We start from the raw sequence: 23888 nt of genomic DNA, 5'->3' as shown, positions 1-23888 counted from the left end.
GCGAGATGGACAAGATTTGGTTGAAGTCATACCCGGACAGCGTTCCCGCAGAGATAGATTGCACGCAATACCGTTCCGTAACACATTTGCTGGAAGAGTCGTTCCAGAAATATGCGGACCGTAACGCTTTCGTGTGCATGGATAAATTCATGACCTACCGCGAGCTCGACCAGCTGTCGCGGCAGATGGGGGCCTGGCTGCAAAGCAAGGGCCTGCAACGGGGTGCGCGCGTGGCGATCATGCTGCCGAACGTGCTGCAATATCCGGTGGCCATGGCGGCGATTTTGCGCGCCGGCTATACGGTGGTGAACGTCAACCCGCTGTACACGCCGCGTGAATTGCAGCACCAGCTGATCGATTCGGGCAGCGAAGCGATCATCGTGCTGGAAAACTTCGCCACCACGGTGGAGCAGGTGTTGCCGCATACCCAGGTCAAGCATGTGATCGTGGCCACCATGGGCGACTTGCTGGGCGGACTGAAAGGCACCATCGTCAACTTCGTCGTGCGCAAGATCAAGAAAATGGTGCCCGCGTTTTCCTTGCCGGGCGCCATCAGTTTCAACAAGATGCTGGCCGAAGGTGCGCGCCTGACCTTGCAGCCGGTGCAGCAGGGGCATGACGATATCGTCTTCCTGCAATACACGGGTGGCACGACGGGCGTCTCAAAAGGCGCGATGTTGTTGCACCGTAATGTGATCGCCAACGTATTGCAAAACGAGGCGTGGATGTCGCCCGTGATGACGCCTGAAATGCGCGCCACCTCGATGGGCTTCATGTGCGCCTTGCCCCTGTATCACATCTATTCGCTGACGGTCAGCGCCCTGATGGGCATGCGCCTGGGCGGCATGAGCGTGCTGATCCCCAACCCGCGCGACATTCCCGGTTTCGTCAAGGAATTGGCCAAGCACAAGATCGTCGTCTTTCCGGCCGTCAATACCCTGTACAACGCGCTGCTGAACAATGCCGAGTTTGCCAAGCTCGATTTCTCCAGCTACAAGGTGTGCAATGGCGGCGGCATGGCCCTGCAGCGCAACGTGGCCGAACGCTGGCTGAAACTGACGGGCTGTCCGCTGATCGAAGGCTATGGCATGTCGGAAACATCGCCCGTGGTGACGGGCAACCGCGTCGACATCACGGAATTCACGGGTACCATCGGCTTGCCATTCCCCTCGACGGAAGTGGCGATCTTGAACGATGATGGCGTGGAAGTGCCGCTGGGTGAACCGGGCGAAATCGCCGTGCGCGGCCCGCAAGTGATGGCCGGCTACTGGCAGCGTCCGGACGAAACGGCCAAGTCGATGACGGCCGACGGCTACTTCAAGACGGGCGACGTGGGCGTCATGGACGAGCGCGGCTACGTGAAGATCGTGGACCGCAAGAAAGACATGATCATCGTCTCCGGCTTCAACGTGTATCCGAATGAAGTGGAAGACGTGGTTTCATCGTGTCCGGGCGTGCTCGAATGCGCGTGTATCGGCGTGCCGGACGCCAACGCGGGCGAAGCCGTGAAAGTGTTTGTCGTGCGCAAGGATCCGAACCTGACGGTGGAACAGATCCGCGAGCATTGCAAGCATGAATTGACGGCCTACAAGAAACCGAAATACATCGAGTTCCGCGATGAATTGCCGAAAACTAACGTCGGCAAGATCTTGCGCCGTCAATTGCGCGACGAAAAGAAGGTCGCCTAGGCGTTAACTCTGCAAGCCCGCCTTGCCGTCCCGGACGGTAAAGCGGGCCAGTGTCGCGATGCCCGATGCGCTGTCGCGCACATTCTCCAGGCCCTGGAACAGGGTCGTCGTTTTCTCTGGCGTGATTTCCATCAACATATAGCCGCGCTTGTCGCTGCGTCCGTAGCGGATGTGCGGGTTCATCGCCACATACTGCTCGGTGCGCGCCTGCGGGCGGGAGCTCGACGTGATCGAGGTGCCGCAAAACTCGGTGGCCAGCACGGGATTATCCTTGCCGGTGGGGCGCATGGCGTTGCGGCTCAGTTCCGTCGCATAAAACGTGTGCACGTCGCCCGACAGCACCAGCGGGTTGCTGGCCTTGCTGCTGCGCAAGGCGTCGAGCAGGTGCTGGCGCGCCAGCGGATAGCCATCCCAGCCATCGGTCCAGATGCGCTCGTCGCCGGGGCGCAGGATGGGCACCTGGCTAGCTTGCGCCATCAGCGTTTGCTGGGCCAGGATATTCCAGCGCGCCGGAGACGTATCGAGACCGGTTTGCAGCCAGCGCTGCTGCTCCTCGCCCAGCATGCTGCGGCCGGGTTTGCGCAAGTCGGGGCAGTTGCGCGTGGTGACGGAATTGGAGCCGCCGCGGCCCGGCCTGGCGCACGCGTGATAGGCGCGGTATTGCCGGTCATCGAGTACGTGGAAGCGCGCCAGCCGGCCCCAGTCATAGCGCTGGTAGATGCGCATGTCGACAAAGCCGCGTCGCCCCAGCGGCAGCAGCCGCAGCGGCATGTGTTCATAAAATGCCTGGTAGGCGGCCGCGCGGCGCTGCAAAAAGGTGGGTGTGAGCAATTCGTCGCGGTCGTTGCCGTAATCGTTGGCCACTTCATGGTCATCCCAGGTGACAATCCACGGCGCGGCCAGGTGGGCGCCCTGCAAATCCTGGTCGCTCTTGTATTGCGCATAGCGGGCGCGGTACTCGTCCAGGCTAAAGCTTTCGTGCGTGCGCATGGCCCGGCTCGGGTGCTGCAGCTGGTACGGTCCCCACTCATAAATGTAATCACCGAGAAAGGCCACCAGGTCGGGCGCGGCCGCCGCGATGTGCCGGTGCGCCGCATATGCGCCGAATTCCCAGTGCTGGCACGAAGCGACGGCCAGTTTCAGCGAGGCAGGCATGGAGCCGGGCTCGGGCGCCGTGCGCGTGCGGCCCACGGGACTGACGGCGTCGCCAAAGATAAAACGGTACCAGTACCAGCGCCCGGGCGCCAGGCCCGCCACGTCCACATGCACGCTGTGCGCCAGGGCGGGCGTGGCCGTGGTCTGGCCCTTGGCGGCGATGCGCCGGAAAGCCTCGTCTTCGGCCACTTCCCAGCGCACGTTCAGGGCGATGGCGGGCGTGGCGGCTGCCTGCAGCGGGTCGTAACAGATGCGCGTCCACAGCACGACGGCGTCCGGCAAGGGCGAGCCGGAGGCGACGCCGAGCGCAAACGGATAGCCGTTGCCGTTCAGGCGCGTGGCGGCGCTCGCGCTGGAGCCGGACAGCACACTGCCGGCGGCGGCCAGCGAGACGATGCGCGCAGCCCTCTGCAGGAAGATGCGGCGCTGGCTATCCATGCCGTCTGAAAATAAAACGTAGGATTATTGCGACAATAAGGTCTCGATCGGCGGCACCTTGCGCGGCTTGCGGTCGGAGTCCGTCGCCACGTAGATCAGAGTGGCTTCCGTGACTTTCACAATGCACGCCTGCAGGCGGTTGCGCTCGGCATACACCTCGACATTGACGGTGATCGAAGTATTGCCCACCTTGACGATTTCGGCGTAGAAGGAGAGAAGATCACCGACGAAGACGGGGTTTTTGAAGACGAAGGAATTGACGGCGATGGTGGCGACGCGGCCGTTGGCGCGCCGCGTGGCCGGCAGGGAACCGGCGATATCGACTTGCGCCATGATCCAGCCGCCGAACACGTCGCCGTACACATTGGCGTCGGACGGCGCGGGCATCATGCGCAATTCCGGCATTTTTCCGGCGGGCAGGCCGGAGGCGAGGCAGTTATCAGGACGGTCGGGGGAGGTGCTCATCTTTTATTCTCATGAAAGGCTACAATTGCCCCGATTGAACCATAAAAAGCCGACCTTCGCCATGCGCCGTTCCCAGACTCCCCCTCCGCCCCGCTCGCCAGCCTCCGCCAGCCACAGCGATTTCGCCACCATCAAGACCTTGCTGCCGTATCTATGGGTCTACAAATGGAGAGTATTGCTGGCGCTGCTATGCCTGGTGGGTGCCAAGCTGGCCAACGTGGGCGTGCCCCTGATCCTGAAAAAACTCGTCGACGCCATGACGATCACGGCGGCGAATCCGCAAGCGCTGCTGGTATTGCCGGTCGGCTTGCTGGTGGCGTATGGCTTGCTGCGCCTGTCGACCACCTTGTTTACGGAATTGCGCGAATTCCTGTTCGCCAGGGTGACGCAGCGGGCCGTGCGCACCATCGCCCTGCAAGTGTTCCGGCACCTGCATGCCTTGTCCTTGCGCTTTCACCTGAATCGCCAGACGGGCGGCATGACGCGCGATATCGAACGGGGCACGCGCAGCGTCGGCTCGCTCATTTCCTATACCTTGTTCAACATCTTGCCGACGCTGGTGGAAATCACCCTCGTGCTCGGCTATCTGGTCTTGCATTACGACATCTGGTTTACCGTGATCACGGCGGTGGCGCTGGTGTCCTACATCGCGTTTACCGTCTTGGTGACGAACTGGCGCACGCATTTCCGCCGCACCATGAACGACCTCGACTCGAAGGCGAACACCAAGGCCATCGATTCGCTGATCAACTATGAAACCGTGAAATATTTCGGCAACGAGGATTACGAGGCGAAGCGCTACGACGAGGGCTTGCAGCGTTATGAATCGGCGGCCGTGAAATCGCAGACTTCCTTGTCCCTGCTCAATACGGGCCAGTCCTTGATCATCGCCACGGCCGTCACCTTGATCCTGTGGCGCGCCACGGTGGGTGTGATCAACGGCAGCATGACCCTGGGCGACCTGGTGCTGGTGAATGCCTTCATGATCCAGCTGTACATCCCGCTCAATTTCCTCGGCGTCATCTACCGCGAAATCAAGCAAAGCCTGGCCGACATGGAACGCCTGTTTTCGTTGCTGAACGAGAACCGCGAAATCGCCGATACGCCGGACGCAAGTCCGCTTGTCACGCGGGGCGCGGCAGTGCGCTTTGCGCATGTGAATTTCAGCTATGAAGCCAAGCGGCAAATCCTGTTCGACGTGGATTTCCAGATTCCGGCCGGCACCACGACGGCCGTGGTGGGCCACAGCGGCTCGGGCAAGTCGACCCTGTCGCGCTTGCTGTTCCGCTTTTACGAAGTCGATGGCGGCAGCATCACCATCGATGGCCAGGATTTGCGCAGTATCACCCAGGATTCCCTGCGCGCCGCCATCGGCATCGTGCCGCAGGACACGGTGCTGTTCAACGACACCATCGAATACAACATCGCCTACGGCAAGCCGGGCGCCAGCAAGGACGCCATCGTGGCGGCGGCGAAAGCGGCATCGATCCATGATTTTATTGAAAGCTTGCCAGATGGCTACAACTCCATGGTGGGCGAGCGGGGCTTGAAGCTGTCGGGCGGCGAAAAGCAGCGCGTGGCGATTGCCCGTACTTTGCTGAAGGACCCGGCCATCCTGATCTTCGACGAAGCGACGTCGGCGCTCGACTCCAAGGCCGAACAGGCGATCCAGTCGCAACTGAAGGAAATCGCCAAAAACCGCACCACCCTGGTGATTGCGCACCGGCTGTCGACGGTGGCCGACGCCCAGCAAATCCTGGTGCTCGACCATGGCCGCATCGTCGAGCGGGGCACGCATCCGCAATTGCTGGTGCTTGACGGTTTGTATGCGCAAATGTGGCAACGCCAGCAGGCGAATCGGGACGATGAGGCGGAAGAGGACGACGCGCTGGCGGGGTTGGCACCGGCAAAATAAATCGGCGGGGGACAATCAGTAGGAAAAATGCTACAGCCGCGCTGATTCCGGCGCGCGTATAGCGCCTATTTGACGGCAATCGCAGAAAACGGCTGGTTCGGCGCTGAAAATGAAATAAAATTAATTCCATTGGTGGCGTTTGCACCACAGTTGTTTCGTCCGGCTTTGTATCCGGTTTGTCCGTCCAGGAGAATTTATGAAATTGACCAAAATTATCGCCACGCTGCTCAGCGTCGGCGTCATCAGCAGCATGTCGCCAGTCCAGGCTCAGGAATTGACCGGCACCTTGGCCAAGATCAAGAAAGCCGGTTCCGTCACCCTCGGCGTGCGCGACGGCTCCGTTCCCTTCTCCTATCTCGATGACAAGCAGCAATACCAGGGTTATTCGATCGACCTGTGCATGAAAGTCGTCACGGCCCTGCAAAAGCACCTGGGCCTGACCGAACTGAAAGTGGTGATGAGTCCCGTCACCTCGGCCAACCGCATCCCGCTGATGGCCAACGGCACCATCGACCTCGAATGCGGCTCGACCACGAACAACCTGGAGCGCCAGCAGCAGGTGGCATTCGCGCCCACCATGTTTGTCATCGGCAACCGCGTGCTGTCGAAAAAAACCTCGAACATCAAGACGCTGGAAGACTTGCGCGGCAAGACCCTGGTGGCCACGGCCGGTACGTCGACCATCAAGCAGATGACGATTTTGAACAAGGAAAAAAACCTGGGCATGACGATTGCCGTCGGCAAGGATCATCCTGAATCGTTCCTGATGCTGGAAACGGGGCGTGCGGTGGCCGAAGCCAACGACGACATCCTGCTGGCGTCGCAAGTGGCCAACTCGAAAAACCCGAACGACTACGAAATCACCAAGGAAGCGCTGTCGGTCGAGCCGTACGGCATCATGCTGCGCAAGGGCGATCCAGCCTTCAAGAAAGTGGTCGACGAAGCGCTGATCCGCCTGTACAAGAGCGACGACATCAACCGTATTTATGCAAAATGGTTTACCTCGCCGATCCCGCCGAAAAACATCAACCTGAAATTCCCCATGCCGGCGCAATTGAAGGCCGTGTTTGCGAATCCGACCGACTCCGGTGACCCGGCCGCCTACGCGGCCGTGCCTGAGGCGCAGAAGACTTCGGACAAACGGAAAAAATAACAAGAGTGCGTAACAAATCGGGGGGCGCAAGCCTCCCGGTTTTATTTGCGGGGTAGGCGGCTGGCCGCTTTCCTCGAGCTGCATGGGAAGGATGATCATGAATTACAACTGGAATTGGCGCATCTTCTGGGAGATGTCCCCTGATGGCGTGGGCACGTATATGGATACCCTGTGGTCCGGCCTGGTGTGGACCCTGGCCACGGCCGGTGCGGCCTGGATCATGGCCTTGATCCTGGGCCTGGTGATCGGCACCGTCCGTACCCTGCCGAACAAATGGCTGGTGGGCGTGGCCAATGCGTATGTCGAATTGTTCCGCAATGTGCCGCTGCTGGTGCAGATGTTCCTCTGGTATTTCGTCATGCCGGAATTGCTGCCGCCGGACCTGGGCGCCTGGGTCAAGTCGCTGCCGAACGCGCCGTTCATCACGGCTGTGCTGTGCCTGGGATTCTTTACTTCCTCGCGCGTGGCCGTGCAGGTCACGACGGGTATCGAGGCGCTGCCGCGCGGGCAGAAACTGGCCGGCACGGCGCTGGGCCTGACCCTGCCGCAAACCTACCGTTTCATCTTGCTGCCGATGGCCGCACGCGTCATCATGCCGCCGCTGACCAGCGAATTTTTGAACATCATCAAGAACAGCTCCGTGGCACTGACCATCGGCCTGATCGAACTGACGGCCAGCGCGCGCGCCATCCAGGAGTTCTCCTTCCAGGTGTTCGAGGCGTTTTCGGCTGCCACCATCATTTATGTCGTCGTCAATCTGCTGGTGGTGGTGCTGATGCACCTGATCGAGAAAAAGGTCGCCATCCCGGGCTTCATCGTCGCCGGCGCCAAGACGGGAGGACACTGACATGTTAGGTAACTTCGATTTCGATGTCATCTCCCGCTCGTGGGTTTACCTGTTCCAGACAGGCATGGTCTTCACCCTGAAACTGACGGCGCTGGCCATGGTGGGCGGCATCGTGCTGGGCACGCTGCTGGCGCTGATGCGCCTGTCCAGCAACCGCCTCATCTCGGGCGTGGCATCGAGCTACGTCAACCTGATACGCTCGATCCCGCTGGTGCTGGTGATCTTCTGGTTCTACTTCCTGGTGCCGTACATCGCCGCCTGGATCATCGGCGCGAACGAACCCGTCAAAGTGGGCGCATTTTCTTCCGCGCTGATCACCTTCATCATGTTCGAGGCGGCCTACTATTGCGAGATCATGCGCAGTGGCATACAGTCGATTCCCCGCGGCCAGGTGTGGGCCGGGCAGGCGCTGGGCATGAATTACCGGCAGACCATGGGCAGCATCGTGCTGCCGCAAGCCTTCCGCAACATGATCCCCGTGCTGCTGACGCAGACCATCGTGCTGTTCCAGGACGTGTCGCTCGTGTACGTGTTGTCGATCCCCGATTTCGTCGGCGCCGCCTCGAAAATCGCGCAGCGCGACGGCCGCCTGGTGGAAATGTATGTGTTTGTCGCCGTCGTGTATTTCGTGCTGTGCTACGCCTTGTCGTTCCTGGTAAAACGCCTGCAGAAACGCGTCGCCATCATTCGCTAACCGTAAAAGAAAGAACAAGATGATCGAACTCAATAACGTCAGCAAATGGTATGGCCAGTTCCAGGTACTGACCGACTGCACCACCAAGGTCGCCAAGGGCGACGTGATGGTCATTTGCGGCCCGTCCGGCTCCGGCAAATCGACCCTGATCAAGACCGTCAACGGCCTCGAACCGATACAGCAGGGGCAGATCATTGTCGACGGCATCAGCGTCAACGACCCGAAGACGAATTTGTCGAAACTGCGCGCGCGCATCGGCATGGTGTTCCAGAATTTCGAGCTGTTTCCGCACCTGTCCATCCGTGAAAACCTGACCATCGGCCAGATCAAGGTGCTCGGTCGCAGCGCCGACGAAGCCAATGCCAAGGGCTTGAAATACCTGGACCGCGTGGGCCTGCTGTCGCAGCAGGATAAATTCCCCGGCCAGCTGTCGGGCGGCCAGCAGCAGCGCGTGGCGATCGCCCGTGCGCTGTCGATGGACCCGATCGCCATGCTGTTCGACGAGCCCACTTCGGCGCTCGATCCGGAAATGATCAACGAGGTACTCGACGTGATGGTGGGACTGGCGCAGGAAGGCATGACGATGATGGTCGTCACGCATGAAATGGGCTTTGCCAAGCGCGTGGCCAACCGCATCGTCTTCATGGACCAGGGCAAGATCATCGAGGATTGCAGCAAGGATGACTTCTTCAACACCACGCGCTCGGACCGCGCGCGCGATTTCCTGGCCAAGATCATCCATTAATTGTTCATCACTTTGAAGTTGAGTGCGAATGCCTGACATGAAACAAATAGCCGGTGCCATGTTGGCGCTGGGCCTGCTCGCCCATGCCCACGCGACCGACAGGATCGCCGTCGACATCGCCCTGCGCGACGCCACCCTGATCGACGTTGCCGCCGGTAGCACCGTCAAGGGCAAGACCGTGCTGCTCAAGGGCGACAGCATCGTCGCCGTCGTCGATGACGCGCAGCTGCGCAGCTACGCGCCGAAACAGACCATCCGCCTGCCTGGCAAATACCTGATGCCGGGCCTGTGGGATACGCACGTGCATTTTGGCGGCGGCCCCGAGCTGATCGACGAGAACAAGCAGCTGCTGCCCTTGTACCTGGCGCACGGCATCACCACGGTGCGCGACTGCTCGGGCGACTTGCCCGACACGGTGCTGGCATGGCGCCAGCAAATCAACGCGGGCCAGCTGCAAGGCCCGACGATTTTTACTTCCGGCGCCAAGCTCGAAGGCCTCAAGCCGCTATGGAAGGGCACCATCGAAGTGGGCACGCCGCAGGAAGTCACGCGCGCGTTGGATGGCCTGCAGGCGCAGCACGTGGACTTCGTGAAGATCACGGAAAACACCCTGAAACCGGAGCTGTACCTGGAAGCGCTGCGCCAGGCACGCGAGCGGGGCATGCGCACTTCGGGCCATATCCCCGTGCAGTTGACATTGGGGCAGATGGCCGATGCGGGCCTGGGCACGATCGAACATCAATCGTACCTGCTGCGCACCACCACGCCGCGTGAACAGGAGCTGACGGCCAAGGTGGCCGCCGGCGCGATGACGGCCAAGGAGGCCATGCGCGAGAGCTTGCAAAGCTACGACGAACCGACGGCGCGCAAGGCCTTCAGCTATCTGGCCGCACGCGGCACGGCCATCGTGCCGACCCTGTGGGGTTCGCGCGTGACAGCGTACCTGGACCGCGAAGACCACACGCACGATCCCGCCCTGCAATACATCGGCAAGGGCTTGCGCGCCACCTACGACTGGCGCGTGCAGCGCGCCGCGAAGGATGGCCCGGAAGCGATCGCCCAGCGCCATGCGCAGTTCGAGCAATCGGCAAAGCTGCTGCCGATTTTGCAGCAGCAGGGCGTGAGCATCATCGCCGGCACCGATGCGGGCTTTTTGAATTCCTTCGACTATCCGGGCCAGGCCCTGCACGATGAAATCGGCCTGTACGTGCAGTACGGCCTGACGCCGCAGCAAGCCTTGCAGTCGGCTGTCATCAACGGTCCCCGCTTCCTGGGCAAGCTGGAGCGCTACGGCAGCGTGGCGGCCGGCAAGGCGGCCGATTTGCTGGTGCTCGACGCGAACCCGCTGCAGGACATCAAAGCCACGCGCCAAATCCGCCTGGTGGTCAGCCGTGGCCACGTGTACGACCGCGCCGCGCTGGACCGGATGCTGGCCGATATTCGCGCCTGGGTGGCGCAGCAGGAGACGGCGCCGGCCAAGTCCTGATCTTCTGCGTTCTCTTTTAGTAAAAACGGCCGGTTGATACCGGCCGTTTTGTTGTCAGGCAGGCAGCAGGCGCAGGCATCCATTGACTGCGAGGCTGCCCCGCGGCTGGTAAAATGGCGTTATTCGCAATGACCGCCTGAGAGCAGCCGCCATGTCCACACTCGATCACACCCCAGCCGCCGTTCCATCCTCCATCACCATCACCCGTCCTGACGACTGGCATCTGCACCTGCGCGATGGCGCCGTCATGGCCAGCGTGCTGCCGCACAGCGCGCGCCAGTTCGGCCGCGCCATCGTCATGCCGAACCTGAAACCGCCCGTCACCACCACGGCGGACGCCAGCGCCTACCGCGAGCGCATCCTGGCCGCCGTGCCGGAAGGCGTGAACTTCGATCCGCTGATGGTGCTGTACCTGACGAACAACACCTCGCCCGACGAAATCCGCCGCGCGCAGGACAGCGGCATCGTGCAGGCTGTGAAGCTGTATCCGGCCGGCGCGACGACGAATTCCGACCTGGGTGTGACGGATTTGAAGAATTGCTACAAGGTGCTCGAAGTGATGCAGGAAGTGGGCATGCCCTTCCTCGTGCACGGCGAAGTGACGGACCCGGAAATCGACATCTTCGACCGCGAAGCCGTCTTCATCGAGCGCGTGATGCGTCCGCTGCGCAGCGCCTTCCCGGCCCTGTCCGTGGTGTTCGAACACATCACCACCAAGGATGCGGCGCAGTACGTGGCCGAAGCGGAAGGCCCGATCGCCGCCACCATCACGGCGCATCATCTGCTGTACAACCGCAACGAGATTTTCAAGGGGGGCATCCGTCCGCATTACTACTGCCTGCCCATCCTCAAGCGCGAAGAGCACCGCCTGGCACTGATGACGGCCGCCGCCAGCGGCGACGAGCGCTTCTTCCTCGGCACGGACTCGGCGCCGCACGCGCAAGGCGCCAAGGAAATGGCCTGCGGCTGCGCCGGTTGCTACACGGCCCTGCACGCGATGGAAATGTATGCCGAAGCGTTCGAACGGGCCGGCGCGCTGGATAAACTGGAAGCGTTCGCCAGCTTCCATGGCCCGGCCTTCTACGGCGTGCCGCGCAACACGGACAGCATCACCCTGAAGCGCGAAAGCTGGATTTTGCCAGCCTCGCTGCCGCTGGGCGACAGCCATGTGATTCCGCTCAACGCGGGCGAGCAGATCAACTGGAAAATGGTCTAAGCGCTCCATGCTGCCATCGATAGACTGGACCCGCCCCTGGTTTGCCACGGTGCTGCCGGCGCGACGGCGGCTGGACCTGCAGCGCGACACGGTGATTGTGGCGCTGAACGCCCGGGCGCGCGCGCTGGACTTGCGCAATCCCACCGGCTTGCCGCTGGCCTTCGTGCCGCAAGCGGACTTGCCCGAAGGCGTGGCCTATGAAGAGTTCATCGGCGCGACGGGCGGCGTGCCCACGCGCGACAATCTGCACGATTTTTTCAACGCGCTCGTGTGGCTCACTTTCCCCCGCATCAAGCGGCAGCTGAACGCGCTGCAGGCGGCGCAGATCGCCCTGTCCGGCGTCGGCAAATCGCGCGGTCCGGCACGCGACGGCGCGACGATTTTCGATGAGAATTCCGCCTTGCTGGTGTTGCGCGACAGCGATGCCGGACGCGCGCTGGAAGCGGCCTTGCGCGGACACGACTGGCGCAGCGCCTTCATTGCGCAGCGCGAGAAATTTGGTACGGGCGGCGACGCCGAGGTCTGGCTGTTCGGCCACGCGCTGATGGAAAAACTGGTGGCGCCACGCAAGGCCATCACGGCGCACACGCGCGTGATCTTTGCCGGCGACGCCTACTTCGCACTCGATGATGCGGCACGCCGCACCTGGCTCGACGAGCGCGTGGCGCAAGACCTGGCCCGTGATGGCTTGACGACAGCCGACTTCACGCCGCTACCCGTACTCGGTTTGCCCGGCTGGTGCGAGGGGCAGGACGACGATTTTTACAATGACGCGGCGGTGTTCCGCCCGAAGCGCAAGGCAGCTGGCGCAGAAAGAGAGTAGAGCATGGAGAACACCGTCCGCTGGGGCATCCTCGGCACCGGCAAGATCGCCCGCGCGATGGCCCAGGGCTTGCGCGATGCGCCCGGCGCGCAACTGGTGGCGGTCGCTTCGCGCAGCGATGCCGGCGCACAGGCCTTTGGCGCCGAATTCGGCATCGAACGTTGCCACGGGTCCTACCAGGCGCTGGTCATGGACCCCGGCGTGGACGTGATCTACATCGCCACGCCGCATACCTTGCATGCGGAAAACGCCTTGCTGTGCCTGGCCGCAGGCAAGCACGTCGTGTGCGAAAAGCCGTTCACCATGAACGCGCGCGAAGCGCAGGCCGTGGTCGACCTGGCACGCGATAAAAAGCTGTTTTTGATGGAAGCCATGTGGAGCCGTTTCCTGCCGGCCGTGCAGGAAGCGCAGCGCATCATCGCCAGCGGCGAAATCGGCGTGCTGCAGCAAGTGCAGGCCGATATCGGCTTTGTCGCCAATTTCCCGCCCGAGCACCGCATGTTCAATCCCGAACTGGGTGGCGGCGCGCTGCTCGACGTGGGCATCTATCCGCTGTCGATGGCGGCGTTTTTCCTCGGCCCGGTTTCGCAGGTGCAGGCGCTCGCTGAAATGGGCACCACCGGCGTCGATGAGCAGGTCGTGTTTTCTCTGCTGCACGCGGGCGGTGGCACCTCGTCCTGCGCCTGCAGCCTGCGCGCGCAAACGCCGACGGAAATGAGCATTTCCGGCAGCCTGGGGCGGATTCGCCTGCCCAACCGTTTTTACAAGCCCGATCACCTGATCGTCGAAACGATGGATGGCGCGCGCCGCGTGATCGCCGCGCCGCATCTGGGCAACGGCTACGCGCATGAAGCGATCGAAGCGATGCGCTGCATCCGCGCCGGCCTGCTCGAAAGTTCCGTCATGCCGCACGCCGACAGCGTGGCCCTGATGCATAACCTTGACACCATGCGTGACCAGATCGGTCTGGTGTATCGCTCCGACCTCAGCGCCGACCAGGCGTGAACAGGAACCCCATGACATTGCCCTCATCGCGCCCCAGCCTGAAAACCGTCCTCATCGCCAGCGGCGTCGTCCTGACCCTGGCGATGGGCGTGCGCCATGGGCTGGGCTTCTGGATGCAGCCGATCTCGCAAGCGAATGGCTGGACGCGCGAAACGTATTCGCTGGCGCTGGCCATGCAAAACCTGATGTGGGGCGTCTTCGGTCCGTTCGCCGGCATGGCGGCCGACCGTTTCGGCACCATGCGCGTCGTCATTGTCGGCGCCATCAGCTACATGGCGGGCCTGGTGTGGATGGCGCTCGTGACGCAACCGGCCCTGTTCGTCGCCGGTTCCGGCATTTTCATCGGCCTGGCGCTGGCCTGCACGGCCTTTGGCGCCATCAGCGGCATCATCGGGCGCAGCGCGCCGCCCGAGCAGCGCTCGTGGGCCTTCGGCATTTCGTCGGCGGCCGGCTCGTTCGGCCAGTTCCTGATGATGCCGGTGGAGCAGCAGCTGATTTCCGCCGTGGGCTGGCAAAACGCCTTTTATGTGCTGGCCGCGCTGGTGCTGCTGGCGATGATCCCGATGGCCTTTTATTTGCGCGAGCCACCCGTCTCGCACGCCAGCGGTCCGCAGCAAAGCGTTGGCGCGGCCTTCAGCGAAGCCATTGCCAGCCGCTCGTTCTGGCTGCTGCTGGCAGGGTATTTTGTCTGCGGTTTCCAGCTGGTCTTCATCGGCGTGCATTTGCCGGCCTACCTGAAGGACCAGGGCCTGATGAATCCGAACATCGCCGTCACGGCGCTGGCGCTGATCGGCCTGTTCAATATCGTCGGCTCCTATTACGCGGGCAAACTCGGTGGCAAGATCGCCAAGCGCTATCTGCTGTCGGCCATCTACGTGACGCGCGCCGTGGTTATCACCGTGTTCCTGCTGGCGCCCTTGTCGGCGTGGTCGGTGTACCTGTTTGCCGCCGGCATGGGCGTGCTGTGGCTGTCGACGGTGCCGCTGACGAACGGTATCATCGCCGGCATCTTCGGCGTGAAGCACTTGTCGATGCTGGCCGGGATGGTGTTCTTCTCGCACCAGGTGGGCAGTTTCCTGGGCGCGTGGCTGGGCGGCTATCTGTACGAGCACCAGGGCAGTTACCACATCGTCTGGATGATCACCATCGGCCTGGGCTTGCTGGCCGCGCTGATCAACCTGCCCATCGACGAGCGCGCCGTCAAGCGCGTGGCGGTGGCCGCGTAATGGGCAGCTGGCGCATGTGGCTGTGGCGCCTGGCTGGCGCCGCACTGCTGGCCATCGTCTTCCTGGCCTATCTGCGGCCCGACTTCATGCTCGACCTGGCGAACCGCTTCTGGATGTGCATGTAGGCTGCGCGGGCGCAAGGTAGTTTGCGAAAAGTCGGATTACGCTGGAAGTCGGATTACGCTACGCTAATCCGACCTACCCGACCTACCGTCAGCGTATTTGCGTAGGTCGGATTAGGCCGCAGGCCGTAATCCGACATCACCCGAGAATAAACAATACCGACGGCGTCTGGGCCGCAGGCCGTAATCCGACAATACCCTGAAATCATGCGATACCGACGCGCATTCCAGCAAGGCGGCAGCTTTTTCTTCACGGTGGTGACTGCCCGTCGCCGGCCCGTTTTTGCTACCGCCACTGCCGTGGACGTGCTGCGCGATGCTTTTCGCGCCGTGCGCCATAAAAGGCCATTCGCTATCGACGCTATCGTCATCCTGCCCGATCACCTGCACTGCATCTGGACCTTGCCTGAAGGCGATGCCGATTTCATGACGCGCTGGCGCTTGATCAAGACATGGTTCAGCAAGCACCGCAATCTTAAAAATGTCTGGCAGCAGCGGTATTGGGAGCATGTCTTGCGCGACGAGCGCGACTTCGCCAACCATGTCGATTACATCCATTACAACCCTGTCAAACATGGTTTGGTGGGTAAAGTTATCGATTGGCCGTATTCCAGTTTTCACCGGTATGTAAAGCACGGCTTGTGTGCAGAGGATTGGGGCGGGGACGGTGTGGCGATTGAGGGTGTTGGACGGGAGTGAGGAGCGCTAACAATGTTGTCGGATTACGTCAGAAGTCGGATTACGCTACGCTAATCCGACCTACCCGACTTGCCGCCACGTCTATCGCGTAATCCGACAACACCCTGAGGCAAGCAATACCAGATTTACACCTTCAAAAATTCTTCTTTCCCACCCAGCCAGCGCGCCAGATGCGCTTCCACGGTGGCGGCCGCCGCCGCAGTGGTGGCGTGCAGCAGGTCGTGCGCCACGTCGCGCGCCTGATCTACCAGCCATTGATCCGTTTCCAGGTCGGCGAAGCGCAGCATGGCCTGGCCGGACTGGCGCGCGCCAAGGAATTCTCCGGGGCCGCGGATTTCCAGGTCGCGGCGGGCGATTTCAAAACCGTCCGTCGTCTCGCGCATGGTCATCAGGCGCTGGCGCGCCACGCCGCCCAGGGGGCCCTGGTACAGCAGCAGGCAGACGCTGGCCGCCGTGCCGCGCCCCACGCGGCCACGCAGCTGGTGCAGCTGCGACAAACCAAAACGCTCGGCGTGCTCGATCACCATCAGCGAGGCGTTCGGCACGTCGACGCCCACCTCGATGACGGTGGTGGCCACCAGCACGTGGATATGGCCGGCGATGAAGGCATCCATCACTGCCTGTTTTTCCGCCGGCTTCAGGCGGCCATGCACGAGGCCCACCTGCAGCGCGGGCAGGGCTTCGGCGAGCATCATGTAAGTGTCGGTGGCCGTCTGCAGCTGCAGCGCTTCCGATTCCTCGATCAGGGGACAGACCCAGTACACTTGCCGGCCTTCCAGCGCGGCCGCATACACGCGGGCGATGACTTCGTCGCGCCGGTTCTGGTCGATGGCGCGCGTGACGATGGGGCTGCGTCCGGGCGGCAGCTCGTCGATCACCGACACTTCCAGGTCGGCGTAATACGTCATTGCCAGGGTGCGCGGGATCGGCGTGGCCGACATCATCAGCTGGTGCGGCACGGCCGCGCTGTCGCCCTTGTTGCGCAGGGTCAGGCGCTGGCCCACGCCGAAGCGGTGCTGCTCGTCGACGATCACCAGGCCCAGTTTGGCAAACAGCACATTGTCCTGGATCAGCGCATGCGTGCCGATCACCAGCTGCGCTTCGCCCGATTCGATCAGGGCCAGCGCGGCCGTCTTTTCTTTTTTCTTCAGGCTGCCCGTCAGCCAGGCCACCTTCACGCCCAGCGGTTCCATCCAGGCGGCGATCTTGCGGAAGTGCTGCTCGGCCAGGATCTCGGTGGGCGCCATCAGCGCGGCCTGGTAGCCGCTGTCGATCGCCTGCGTGGCGGACAAGGCGGCGACGACCGTCTTGCCGCTGCCGACGTCGCCTTGCAGCAAGCGCTGCATCGGATACGGCTGGTGCAGGTCGGCGCGGATTTCCCCGAGCACGCGCGCCTGCGCGCCCGTCAGCTTGAAGGGCAGGGCGGCGGCAAAGGATGCCGAGAGTTTGCCGACGATGGGCAAGGACGCCGCGCCTTTCGAGCGGCGCGCGCGCTGGGCGCGTTTCAGCGACAGCTGCTGCGCCAGCAGCTCATCGAATTTCATGCGTACCCAGGCCGGATGCGAGCGGTCCATCAGCGCGCTTTCATCGATGTCCTGCGGCGGATAGTGCAGCAGGTGCACGGCGGCGCGGAACGGTGACAGCTGCATCTGATGCAACAGCTCGTCAGGCAAGGTATCGTGCCAGTCGATGCGGCGCATGGCGTCGGCGATCTCGCGCCGCAGCACGTGCTGCGACAAGCCTTCGCCGGACGGATACACGGGCGTCAGCGCCGTAGGCAGCGGCGCGCCCTCGTTGACCACTTTATACGTCGGGTGCACCATCTCGGCGCCGAAAAAGCCGTGTTTGAGTTCGGCACGCGCACGTACCCGCGTGCCTTCGGCCAGCTGCTTGACCTGGCTGCCGTAGAAATTCATGAAACGCAGCAGCAAATTGCCCGTTTCATCGGCGATCGTCACCAGCAATTGCTTGCGCGGCTTGAAATTGACTTCGCATTTGGTGACGACGCCTTCCACTTGCCACGACTCGCCGCCGCGCAGGCAGGCATCGCGTATCGTGTAGACACGGGTCTCGTCCTCGTAGCGCATTGGCAGGTGCAGCACCAGGTCCATATCCGTGCGCAAGCCCAGTTTGGCCAGCCGGCTTTCCGTGCTGACCACTTTTTTGGCGGTTTTCGGCTTCGCGGCAGGCTTGGCTGTGGGAGGAAGATCGGGCTTGGGTTCGGACATATCGGAGATTTTTGTGCCGCTAGCGTAAAATAGAGGGTTGTCCGGCACACCCTGTGCGTACCGCAGTTGTAAATTGTTGCGGCGGATTATTGTAATGCCTGTATAGGCGCACAGTATAGTGCCAGATGTTCCATTGCGCACTCCTAATCATTTTTGATGTACTTTTGAAGCAAAACGCATGTATTCGCTTTCCGATTTCGATTTTAATTTGCCGCAAGAAAACATTGCGCAAACTCCGTTGGCCGAGCGCAGTGCCTCGCGCCTGTTGCATCTGGACGGCGACACCCTGGTCGACCGCAGCTTTGCCGATATCGTCGGACAACTAGCCGCGGGCGACCTGCTGGTGATGAACGATACGCGCGTGCTGAAAGCGCGCTTCTTTGGCGTGAAGGAAAGCGGCGGCAAGATTGAGGCGCTCGTCGAGCGCGTGCTCGACGACCGCACCGTGCTGGCCCAGGTGCGCGCCTCGAAGTCGCCGCCGCCCGGCTGCCGCATCCGCCTGGCCGACGCCTTCGACGTGACGGTGGGACAGCGTGCCGGCGAATTCTTTACCCTGCATTTCGAGGCCGACGTGTTCGAGCTGATCGAGGCGCATGGCCGCTTGCCGCTGCCGCCCTACATCGAGCACGATGCCGACGAGTTCGATGAAACGCGCTACCAGACCGTCTTCAACAAGGTGCCCGGCGCTGTCGCCGCGCCCACGGCGGGCCTGCATTTCGACCAGGCCCTGCTCGACCAGTTGAAGGCCAAGGGCGTCAACTTTGCCTATGTGACCCTGCACGTGGGCGCCGGCACCTTCCAGCCCGTGCGCACGGAAGTACTGGCCGAACACAAGATGCACACCGAGTGGTACACCATGCCGCAGGACACCGTGGACGCCGTGCGCGCCGCCCAGCTTGCCGGGCGCGACGTGGTCGCCGTCGGCACGACCAGCTTGCGCGCGCTGGAGTCGGCCTCGCAAAGCGGCCAACTGGTGGCGGGCAGCGCCGATACGGCCCTGTTCATCACGCCCGGCTATGCTTTCAAAACGGTGACGCGGCTGATCACCAACTTCCATTTGCCGAAGTCGACCCTGCTGATGCTGGTGTCGGCCTTTGCCGGCTATGAACCGATCCGCCATGCCTACGCGCATGCGATCGCGCAGAACTACCGTTTCTTCAGCTATGGCGATGCGATGCTGCTGACCACGCAATCGCGCGCTGCACTGAACCTTGATACTCCCGTGAAAGACTGACCATGCTGGAATTTACACTACTCAAGACCGACACGAGCGGCCTGACCAAGGCACGCCGCGGCACCTTGAAACTCAACCATGGCGTCGTGCAGACGCCGATCTTCATGCCAGTGGGTACTTACGGTACCGTCAAGGCCATGTCGCCGCTGGAACTGAACGAGATCGATGCACAGATCATCCTGGGTAACACGTTCCATTTGTGGTTGCGTCCTGGCAACACCGTCATGGAGAAATTCGGCGGTTTGCACGGTTTCATGGGCTGGAACAAGCCGATCTTGACCGATTCGGGCGGATTCCAGGTGTTTTCGCTGGGCGCCATGCGCAAGATCACGGAAGAGGGCGTGCATTTCAATTCGCCCATCAACGGCGATAAACTGTTCCTCTCGCCGGAAGTGTCGATGCAGGTGCAGCGCGTCCTCAATTCCGACATCGTCATGCAGTTCGACGAATGCACGCCGTACGAGATAGAAGGCCGTCCGGCCACCATCGAGGAAGCGGCCAAGTCGATGCGCATGTCCTTGCGCTGGGCGCAGCGCTCGAAGGATGAGTTCCACCGCGGCGAGAACCCGAACGCGCTGTTCGGCATCGTGCAGGGCGGCATGTTCGAAATGCTGCGCGACGAGTCGCTGGCCAAGCTCGAAGAGATCGATTTCCCCGGCATCGCCATCGGCGGCCTGTCCGTCGGCGAGCCGAAGGAAGACATGATGCGCATGCTGGCCCACGTGGGCCCGCGCCTGCCGGCCAACAAGCCGCATTACCTGATGGGCGTGGGTACGCCGGAAGACCTGGTGGCCGGCGTGTCGAACGGTATCGACATGTTCGATTGCGTCATGCCGACGCGTAACGCCCGCAATGGCTGGCTGTTCACCCGTTTTGGCGACATCAAGATCAAGAACGCCAAGTACAAGGAAGACCAGGCACCGCTCGACGAAACCTGCAGCTGCTACGCCTGCCGCAACTTTTCGCGCGCCTACCTGCACCATTTGCACCGTTCCAAGGAAATCCTCGGCGCGCGCCTGAACACCATCCACAACCTGCATTACTACCTGGACTTGATGCGCCAGATGCGTGAAGCGCTGGACGAAGACCGTTTCCACGCGTTTACCCTGCAATTCCATGCGGAACGCGCACGTGGAACTTAAGAAAAGCTTAGCTTGAGCCCTGGCAGCAGCAGGGCTGGAAGTTTTGTGTATTGGTGCTTGGACTGGGGCGATAAAGCATTGCATAATGCCTTTTTAGCCCCACTTAAAGTTGCCATGCCTGCAATTCGGGTTACGACGTATAGCCAATGCTAGAATACAGCGCTATTTTTTCAAACTGATTAGAACTGGAGTCACCGTGTTTTTCATTTCCAACGCTTATGCGCAAGCCCCAACCGACGCCCTCGGCTTCGGCGGCAACCTGACCAGCTTCCTGCCGCTGGTATTGATGTTCGTGGTCATGTATTTCCTGATGATCCGTCCACAGCAAAAACGCGCCAAAGAACAACGGGCGATGATGGACGCGCTGGCCAAGGGTGACGAAGTCGTCACCGCTGGCGGCATGCTGGGCCGTGTTGTCAAGGTAGTGGACGCTTACGTCACCATCGAAGTGGCGACCGGCACCGAAATCACGGTGCAAAAGAGCTCCATCACCACCTTGCTGCCTAAAGGCACCCTGAAGGCGCTGTAATTCCTCGCTGTCATTGCCTAGGCAATGATGACCGGGGCGGCTATCCGCCGCCCCTCGCGACGCCTCCGACGCTCAACACTGAACGCTGAATCAATATGAATCGCTATCCTGCCTGGAAATACATCATCATCGTCGTCGCCTTATTGCTGGGCGCACTCTATACGGCGCCCAATTATTTCGGTGAATCACCGGCGCTGCAAGTAACCAGCGGCAAGTCGACCGTCAAAGTGACGGGCGAGCTGATGACGCAAGTCGCGGAAATATTGACGAAAGAAAACGTCAAGTCGGAAGGTGTCACCATGGATGGCGCTGGCAACCTCGCCTCCGTGCGCGTGCGTTTCGCCGATCCCGATACCCAGTTCAAGGCAAAACTGGTGCTGGAAAAGGACCTGAATACGGATGCCAGCGACCCTGCGTACATCGTGACGGTCAACCTGCAAGCCAATACCCCATTGTGGATGCAAAAATTGCATGCCTTGCCCATGTTCCTGGGCCTGGACTTGCGCGGCGGCGTGCACTTCCTGATGCAGGTCGATGCGAAAGCCGTACTGAACAAGAAAGTCCAGGGCGTCCAGTCCGCCGCGCGTAGCGTGTTGCGCGACAAGAATATCCGCCACGCCGGCATCGAGCGCGTGGGCGACAGCGTGCAGATCAGCTTCCGCGACGCCGATACGCGCCTGAAGGCCAAGAATGTGCTGTCCGACCAGATGACGGAACTGGCGTTCGCCGATGCGGGCGAAGGCAGCGATTTGAAACTGAACATCACCCTGAAGCCGGCGGCCCTGAAAGCCACCATCGACGAAGGCGTGAAACAGAATATCTCCACCCTGTCCAAGCGCGTCAATGAGCTGGGTGTGGCAGAGCCGCTGATCCAGCAGCAAGGTCCTGACCGTATCGTGGTGCAACTGCCCGGCGTACAGGACGTGGCCCGCGCGAAAGCCATCATCGGCCGCACGGCGACGCTGGAAGTGCGCCTGGTCGACGAAGGCATCGTGCCTGGCACGGAACTGTCGAGCGCCATCCCGTTCAACTCGGAATTGTTTACCGTTGGCAAGGGTGTGCCTGTCGTGCTGTCGAAAGACGTGATCCTGACGGGCGACTATATCTCCAGCGCGACGGCCAGCTTCGACCAGAACCAGCAAGCGGCCGTGTCTATCGACCTGAACGGCGACGGCGGCCGCAAGATGCGCGAAGCGACGCGCGAACGCGTGGGCAAGCGCATGGCCATCGTGCTGTTTGAAAAGGGCAAGCCGGAAGTGCTGTCGGTCGCGACCATTCAGCAGGAACTCGGTTCGCGCTTCCAGATCACCGGCATGGGCGGCGCGGAAAACGCGAATGAACTGGCGCTGCTGCTGCGCTCGGGCGCCCTGTCCGCACCGATGACCGTCATCGAGGAACGCACGATCGGACCGCAACTGGGCGCGGAAAACATCGCCAAGGGCTTCCACTCGACTCTGTATGGCTTCATCGCCATCGCCATCTTCATGATCGCCTACTACATGCTGTTCGGCGCCTTCAGCGTGCTGGCCCTGGCCACCAACCTGCTGTTGCTGGTCGGCTTGCTGTCGATGATCCAGGTGACGTTGACCTTGCCCGGTATCGCCGCGATCGCGCTGGCGCTGGGCATGGCGATTGACGCCAACGTGCTGATCAATGAACGTATCCGTGAAGAGCTGCGTGCCGGCAGTACGCCACAAGCGGCGATCGCCGCCGGCTTCGACCGTGCATGGGCCACGATTCTCGACTCGAACGTGACCACCCTGATCGTCGGCCTGGCATTGCTGGCCTTCGGCAGCGGTCCCGTGCGCGGCTTTGCCGTCGTGCATTGCCTGGGCATCCTGACGTCGATGTTCTCCTCCGTGTTCGTGTCGCGCGGCGTGGTCAACCTCTGGTATGGCCGCAAGAAAAAGCTGACGACCTTGTCGATCGGCACGGTGTGGGTACCGGGCACGAGCAAATAAGCGGCGGCCCGGACTCACCCAATAGCGACAACAGCGATCGCGTCCGGCGGCCCAGCCGCCGGATGCACAGAACAGAACTCAGAGGATTTCATGGAATTTTTCCGGATCAAAAAAGATATTCCCTTCATGCGCCATGCGTTGATTTTCAACGTGATTTCGGCCGTGACCTTCATTGCCGCCGTCTTCTTCCTGTTCCACAAGGGCTTGCACCTGTCCGTGGAATTCAAGGGCGGCACCGTGATGGAGGTCAAATACCCGAAAGCGGCCAACCTTGAAGGCATACGCGGCACCCTGATTGGCCTCGGCTATGAAGAGCCGGGCGTGACCAGCTTCGATACGGCGCGCGACGTGATGATCCGCCTGCCGGTGGAAAAGGGCGTGACTGCCGCGAATACCTCGCAGCGCGTGTTCGAAACCCTGTGCAAGGTCGAGCAGGGCACGACCAAGGGCATCGATACCGTTACTGAAAAGGGCGAGCACGTCATCAAGACTGCCTGCGTGGACGCTGCCGGCAACGAAGCGCTGGTGCTGCAGAAAGTGGAATTCGTCGGCCCGCAAGTGGGCGAGGAACTGACGCAGAACGGCTTGAACGCGCTGGTGATGGTGATCCTGGGCGTGATGGCCTACCTGGCCGTGCGCTTCGAATGGAAATACGCCGTCTCGGCGATTATCGCCAACTTGCATGACGTGGTCATCATCCTGGGCTTCTTTGCCTTCTTCCAGTGGGAATTCTCGCTGACGGTGCTGGCGGCGATCCTGGCGGTGCTCGGTTACTCGGTCAACGAATCGGTGGTGATCTTTGACCGTATCCGCGAAAACTTCCGCAAGCAGCGCAAGGCGACCGTGCATGAAGTGATCGACAGCGCGATCACCAGCACCATTTCGCGTACCATCATCACCCACGGTTCGACCCAGATGATGGTGCTGTCGATGCTGGTCTTCGGCGGCCAGACCCTGCACCACTTCGCACTGGCGCTGACCATCGGTATCTGCTTCGGTATTTACTCGTCCGTGTTCGTCGCGGCCTCGATCGCCATGTGGCTGGGCGTCAAGCGCGAAGACTTGATCAAGCCGGTCAAGGAAAAAGACGAAACCGACGGCGCCGTGGTGTAAGCGC

General features: G+C 61.7%; 21 protein-coding genes. 18 read left to right on the top strand and 3 right to left on the bottom strand.

Going from position 1 to position 23888, the window contains the following annotated elements:
- The first annotated feature begins 5 nt into the window (after positions 1-5).
- Entirely contained in the window at positions 6-1688 is a 1683-nt protein-coding gene (locus FJQ89_RS16880) for a long-chain-fatty-acid--CoA ligase (RefSeq protein WP_071075159.1), read from the top strand.
- A gap of 3 nt (positions 1689-1691) precedes the next feature.
- Here FJQ89_RS16880 and FJQ89_RS16875 read toward each other — a convergent pair whose 3' ends face one another.
- Positions 1692-3281, bottom strand: coding sequence for an alkaline phosphatase D family protein (locus tag FJQ89_RS16875; RefSeq protein WP_141171009.1), 1590 nt, complete (start codon positions 3279-3281; stop codon positions 1692-1694).
- Positions 3282-3305: 24 nt separating this feature from the next.
- Positions 3306-3671 carry an acyl-CoA thioesterase gene (locus FJQ89_RS16870; RefSeq protein WP_226938791.1) on the bottom strand — a complete coding sequence of 122 codons (366 nt, stop codon included), beginning with the start codon at positions 3669-3671 and terminating at the stop codon, positions 3306-3308.
- A 136-nt stretch (positions 3672-3807) separates the two neighbouring features.
- Here FJQ89_RS16870 and FJQ89_RS16865 point away from each other — a divergent pair, with 136 nt between their 5' ends.
- The 12 genes from FJQ89_RS16865 (at position 3808) to FJQ89_RS16815 (ending at position 15677) form a co-directional block, all read left to right on the top strand.
- On the top strand, positions 3808-5661 hold the full coding sequence (locus FJQ89_RS16865) for an ABCB family ABC transporter ATP-binding protein/permease (protein WP_141171008.1): 1854 nt from the start codon (positions 3808-3810) through the stop codon (positions 5659-5661).
- Positions 5662-5857: 196 nt separating this feature from the next.
- On the top strand, positions 5858-6814 hold the full coding sequence (locus FJQ89_RS16860) for an amino acid ABC transporter substrate-binding protein (protein WP_099761844.1): 957 nt from the start codon (positions 5858-5860) through the stop codon (positions 6812-6814).
- Positions 6815-6911: 97 nt separating this feature from the next.
- Positions 6912-7661: an amino acid ABC transporter permease gene (locus tag FJQ89_RS16855; RefSeq protein WP_096238712.1), complete on the top strand. Its 750-nt coding sequence runs from the start codon at positions 6912-6914 to the stop codon at positions 7659-7661.
- 1 nt (position 7662) lies between these two features.
- Positions 7663-8355: an amino acid ABC transporter permease gene (locus tag FJQ89_RS16850; RefSeq protein WP_141171007.1), complete on the top strand. Its 693-nt coding sequence runs from the start codon at positions 7663-7665 to the stop codon at positions 8353-8355.
- A gap of 19 nt (positions 8356-8374) precedes the next feature.
- Positions 8375-9100, top strand: coding sequence for an amino acid ABC transporter ATP-binding protein (locus FJQ89_RS16845; RefSeq protein ID WP_099376217.1), 726 nt, complete (start codon positions 8375-8377; stop codon positions 9098-9100).
- 37 nt (positions 9101-9137) lie between these two features.
- Positions 9138-10586 carry an amidohydrolase family protein gene (locus tag FJQ89_RS16840; protein WP_243136093.1) on the top strand — a complete coding sequence of 483 codons (1449 nt, stop codon included), beginning with the start codon at positions 9138-9140 and terminating at the stop codon, positions 10584-10586.
- Positions 10587-10737: 151 nt separating this feature from the next.
- Positions 10738-11802, top strand: coding sequence for a dihydroorotase (gene pyrC, locus FJQ89_RS16835; protein ID WP_141171005.1), 1065 nt, complete (start codon positions 10738-10740; stop codon positions 11800-11802).
- A gap of 7 nt (positions 11803-11809) precedes the next feature.
- The gene (locus FJQ89_RS16830; protein WP_141171004.1) at positions 11810-12625 is read left to right on the top strand and encodes a DUF3025 domain-containing protein; all 816 of its coding nucleotides are present in this window, start codon (positions 11810-11812) and stop codon (positions 12623-12625) included.
- 3 nt (positions 12626-12628) lie between these two features.
- The gene (locus FJQ89_RS16825; protein ID WP_141171003.1) at positions 12629-13630 is read left to right on the top strand and encodes a Gfo/Idh/MocA family protein; all 1002 of its coding nucleotides are present in this window, start codon (positions 12629-12631) and stop codon (positions 13628-13630) included.
- Positions 13631-13641: 11 nt separating this feature from the next.
- Positions 13642-14856 (top strand): MFS transporter, encoded by a 1215-nt coding sequence (locus tag FJQ89_RS16820; RefSeq protein WP_141171002.1) that lies wholly within the window; start codon positions 13642-13644, stop codon positions 14854-14856.
- Complete coding sequence (locus tag FJQ89_RS28620) at positions 14856-14981, top strand: hypothetical protein (protein ID WP_279239594.1); 126 nt, start codon at positions 14856-14858, stop codon at positions 14979-14981. The genes FJQ89_RS16820 and FJQ89_RS28620 overlap by 1 nt, the downstream gene beginning before the upstream one ends.
- 204 nt (positions 14982-15185) lie before the next feature.
- Positions 15186-15677 carry an REP-associated tyrosine transposase gene (locus FJQ89_RS16815; protein ID WP_141171001.1) on the top strand — a complete coding sequence of 164 codons (492 nt, stop codon included), beginning with the start codon at positions 15186-15188 and terminating at the stop codon, positions 15675-15677.
- 125 nt (positions 15678-15802) lie between these two features.
- Here the strand turns inward: FJQ89_RS16815 and recG are convergent, their stop codons facing one another.
- Positions 15803-17905, bottom strand: a complete 2103-nt coding sequence (gene recG / locus FJQ89_RS16810) for an ATP-dependent DNA helicase RecG (protein ID WP_141171000.1) — start codon at positions 17903-17905, stop codon at positions 15803-15805.
- A 178-nt stretch (positions 17906-18083) separates the two neighbouring features.
- Between recG and queA the strand changes: the two genes are divergently transcribed.
- The 5 genes from queA to secF all read left to right on the top strand — a co-directional run bounded on the left by queA (position 18084) and on the right by secF (position 23884).
- Entirely contained in the window at positions 18084-19139 is a 1056-nt protein-coding gene (queA, locus tag FJQ89_RS16805) for a tRNA preQ1(34) S-adenosylmethionine ribosyltransferase-isomerase QueA (protein WP_141170999.1), read from the top strand.
- A gap of 2 nt (positions 19140-19141) precedes the next feature.
- Positions 19142-20281 (top strand): tRNA guanosine(34) transglycosylase Tgt, encoded by a 1140-nt coding sequence (gene tgt, locus FJQ89_RS16800; RefSeq protein ID WP_071075171.1) that lies wholly within the window; start codon positions 19142-19144, stop codon positions 20279-20281.
- A gap of 196 nt (positions 20282-20477) precedes the next feature.
- Positions 20478-20810: a preprotein translocase subunit YajC gene (yajC, locus tag FJQ89_RS16795; protein ID WP_099761858.1), complete on the top strand. Its 333-nt coding sequence runs from the start codon at positions 20478-20480 to the stop codon at positions 20808-20810.
- A 95-nt stretch (positions 20811-20905) separates the two neighbouring features.
- Positions 20906-22771 (top strand): protein translocase subunit SecD, encoded by a 1866-nt coding sequence (secD, locus tag FJQ89_RS16790; RefSeq protein WP_141170998.1) that lies wholly within the window; start codon positions 20906-20908, stop codon positions 22769-22771.
- 90 nt (positions 22772-22861) lie between these two features.
- Complete coding sequence (gene secF, locus FJQ89_RS16785) at positions 22862-23884, top strand: protein translocase subunit SecF (RefSeq protein WP_141170997.1); 1023 nt, start codon at positions 22862-22864, stop codon at positions 23882-23884.
- Positions 23885-23888 lie beyond the last annotated feature (4 nt).

This window comes from Janthinobacterium tructae (assembly GCF_006517255.1).
GTDB lineage: Bacteria > Pseudomonadota > Gammaproteobacteria > Burkholderiales > Burkholderiaceae_D > Janthinobacterium > Janthinobacterium tructae.
The sequence above is the reverse complement of the archived record's forward strand: the minus strand, read 5'-3'. Positions and strand labels throughout refer to the sequence as shown.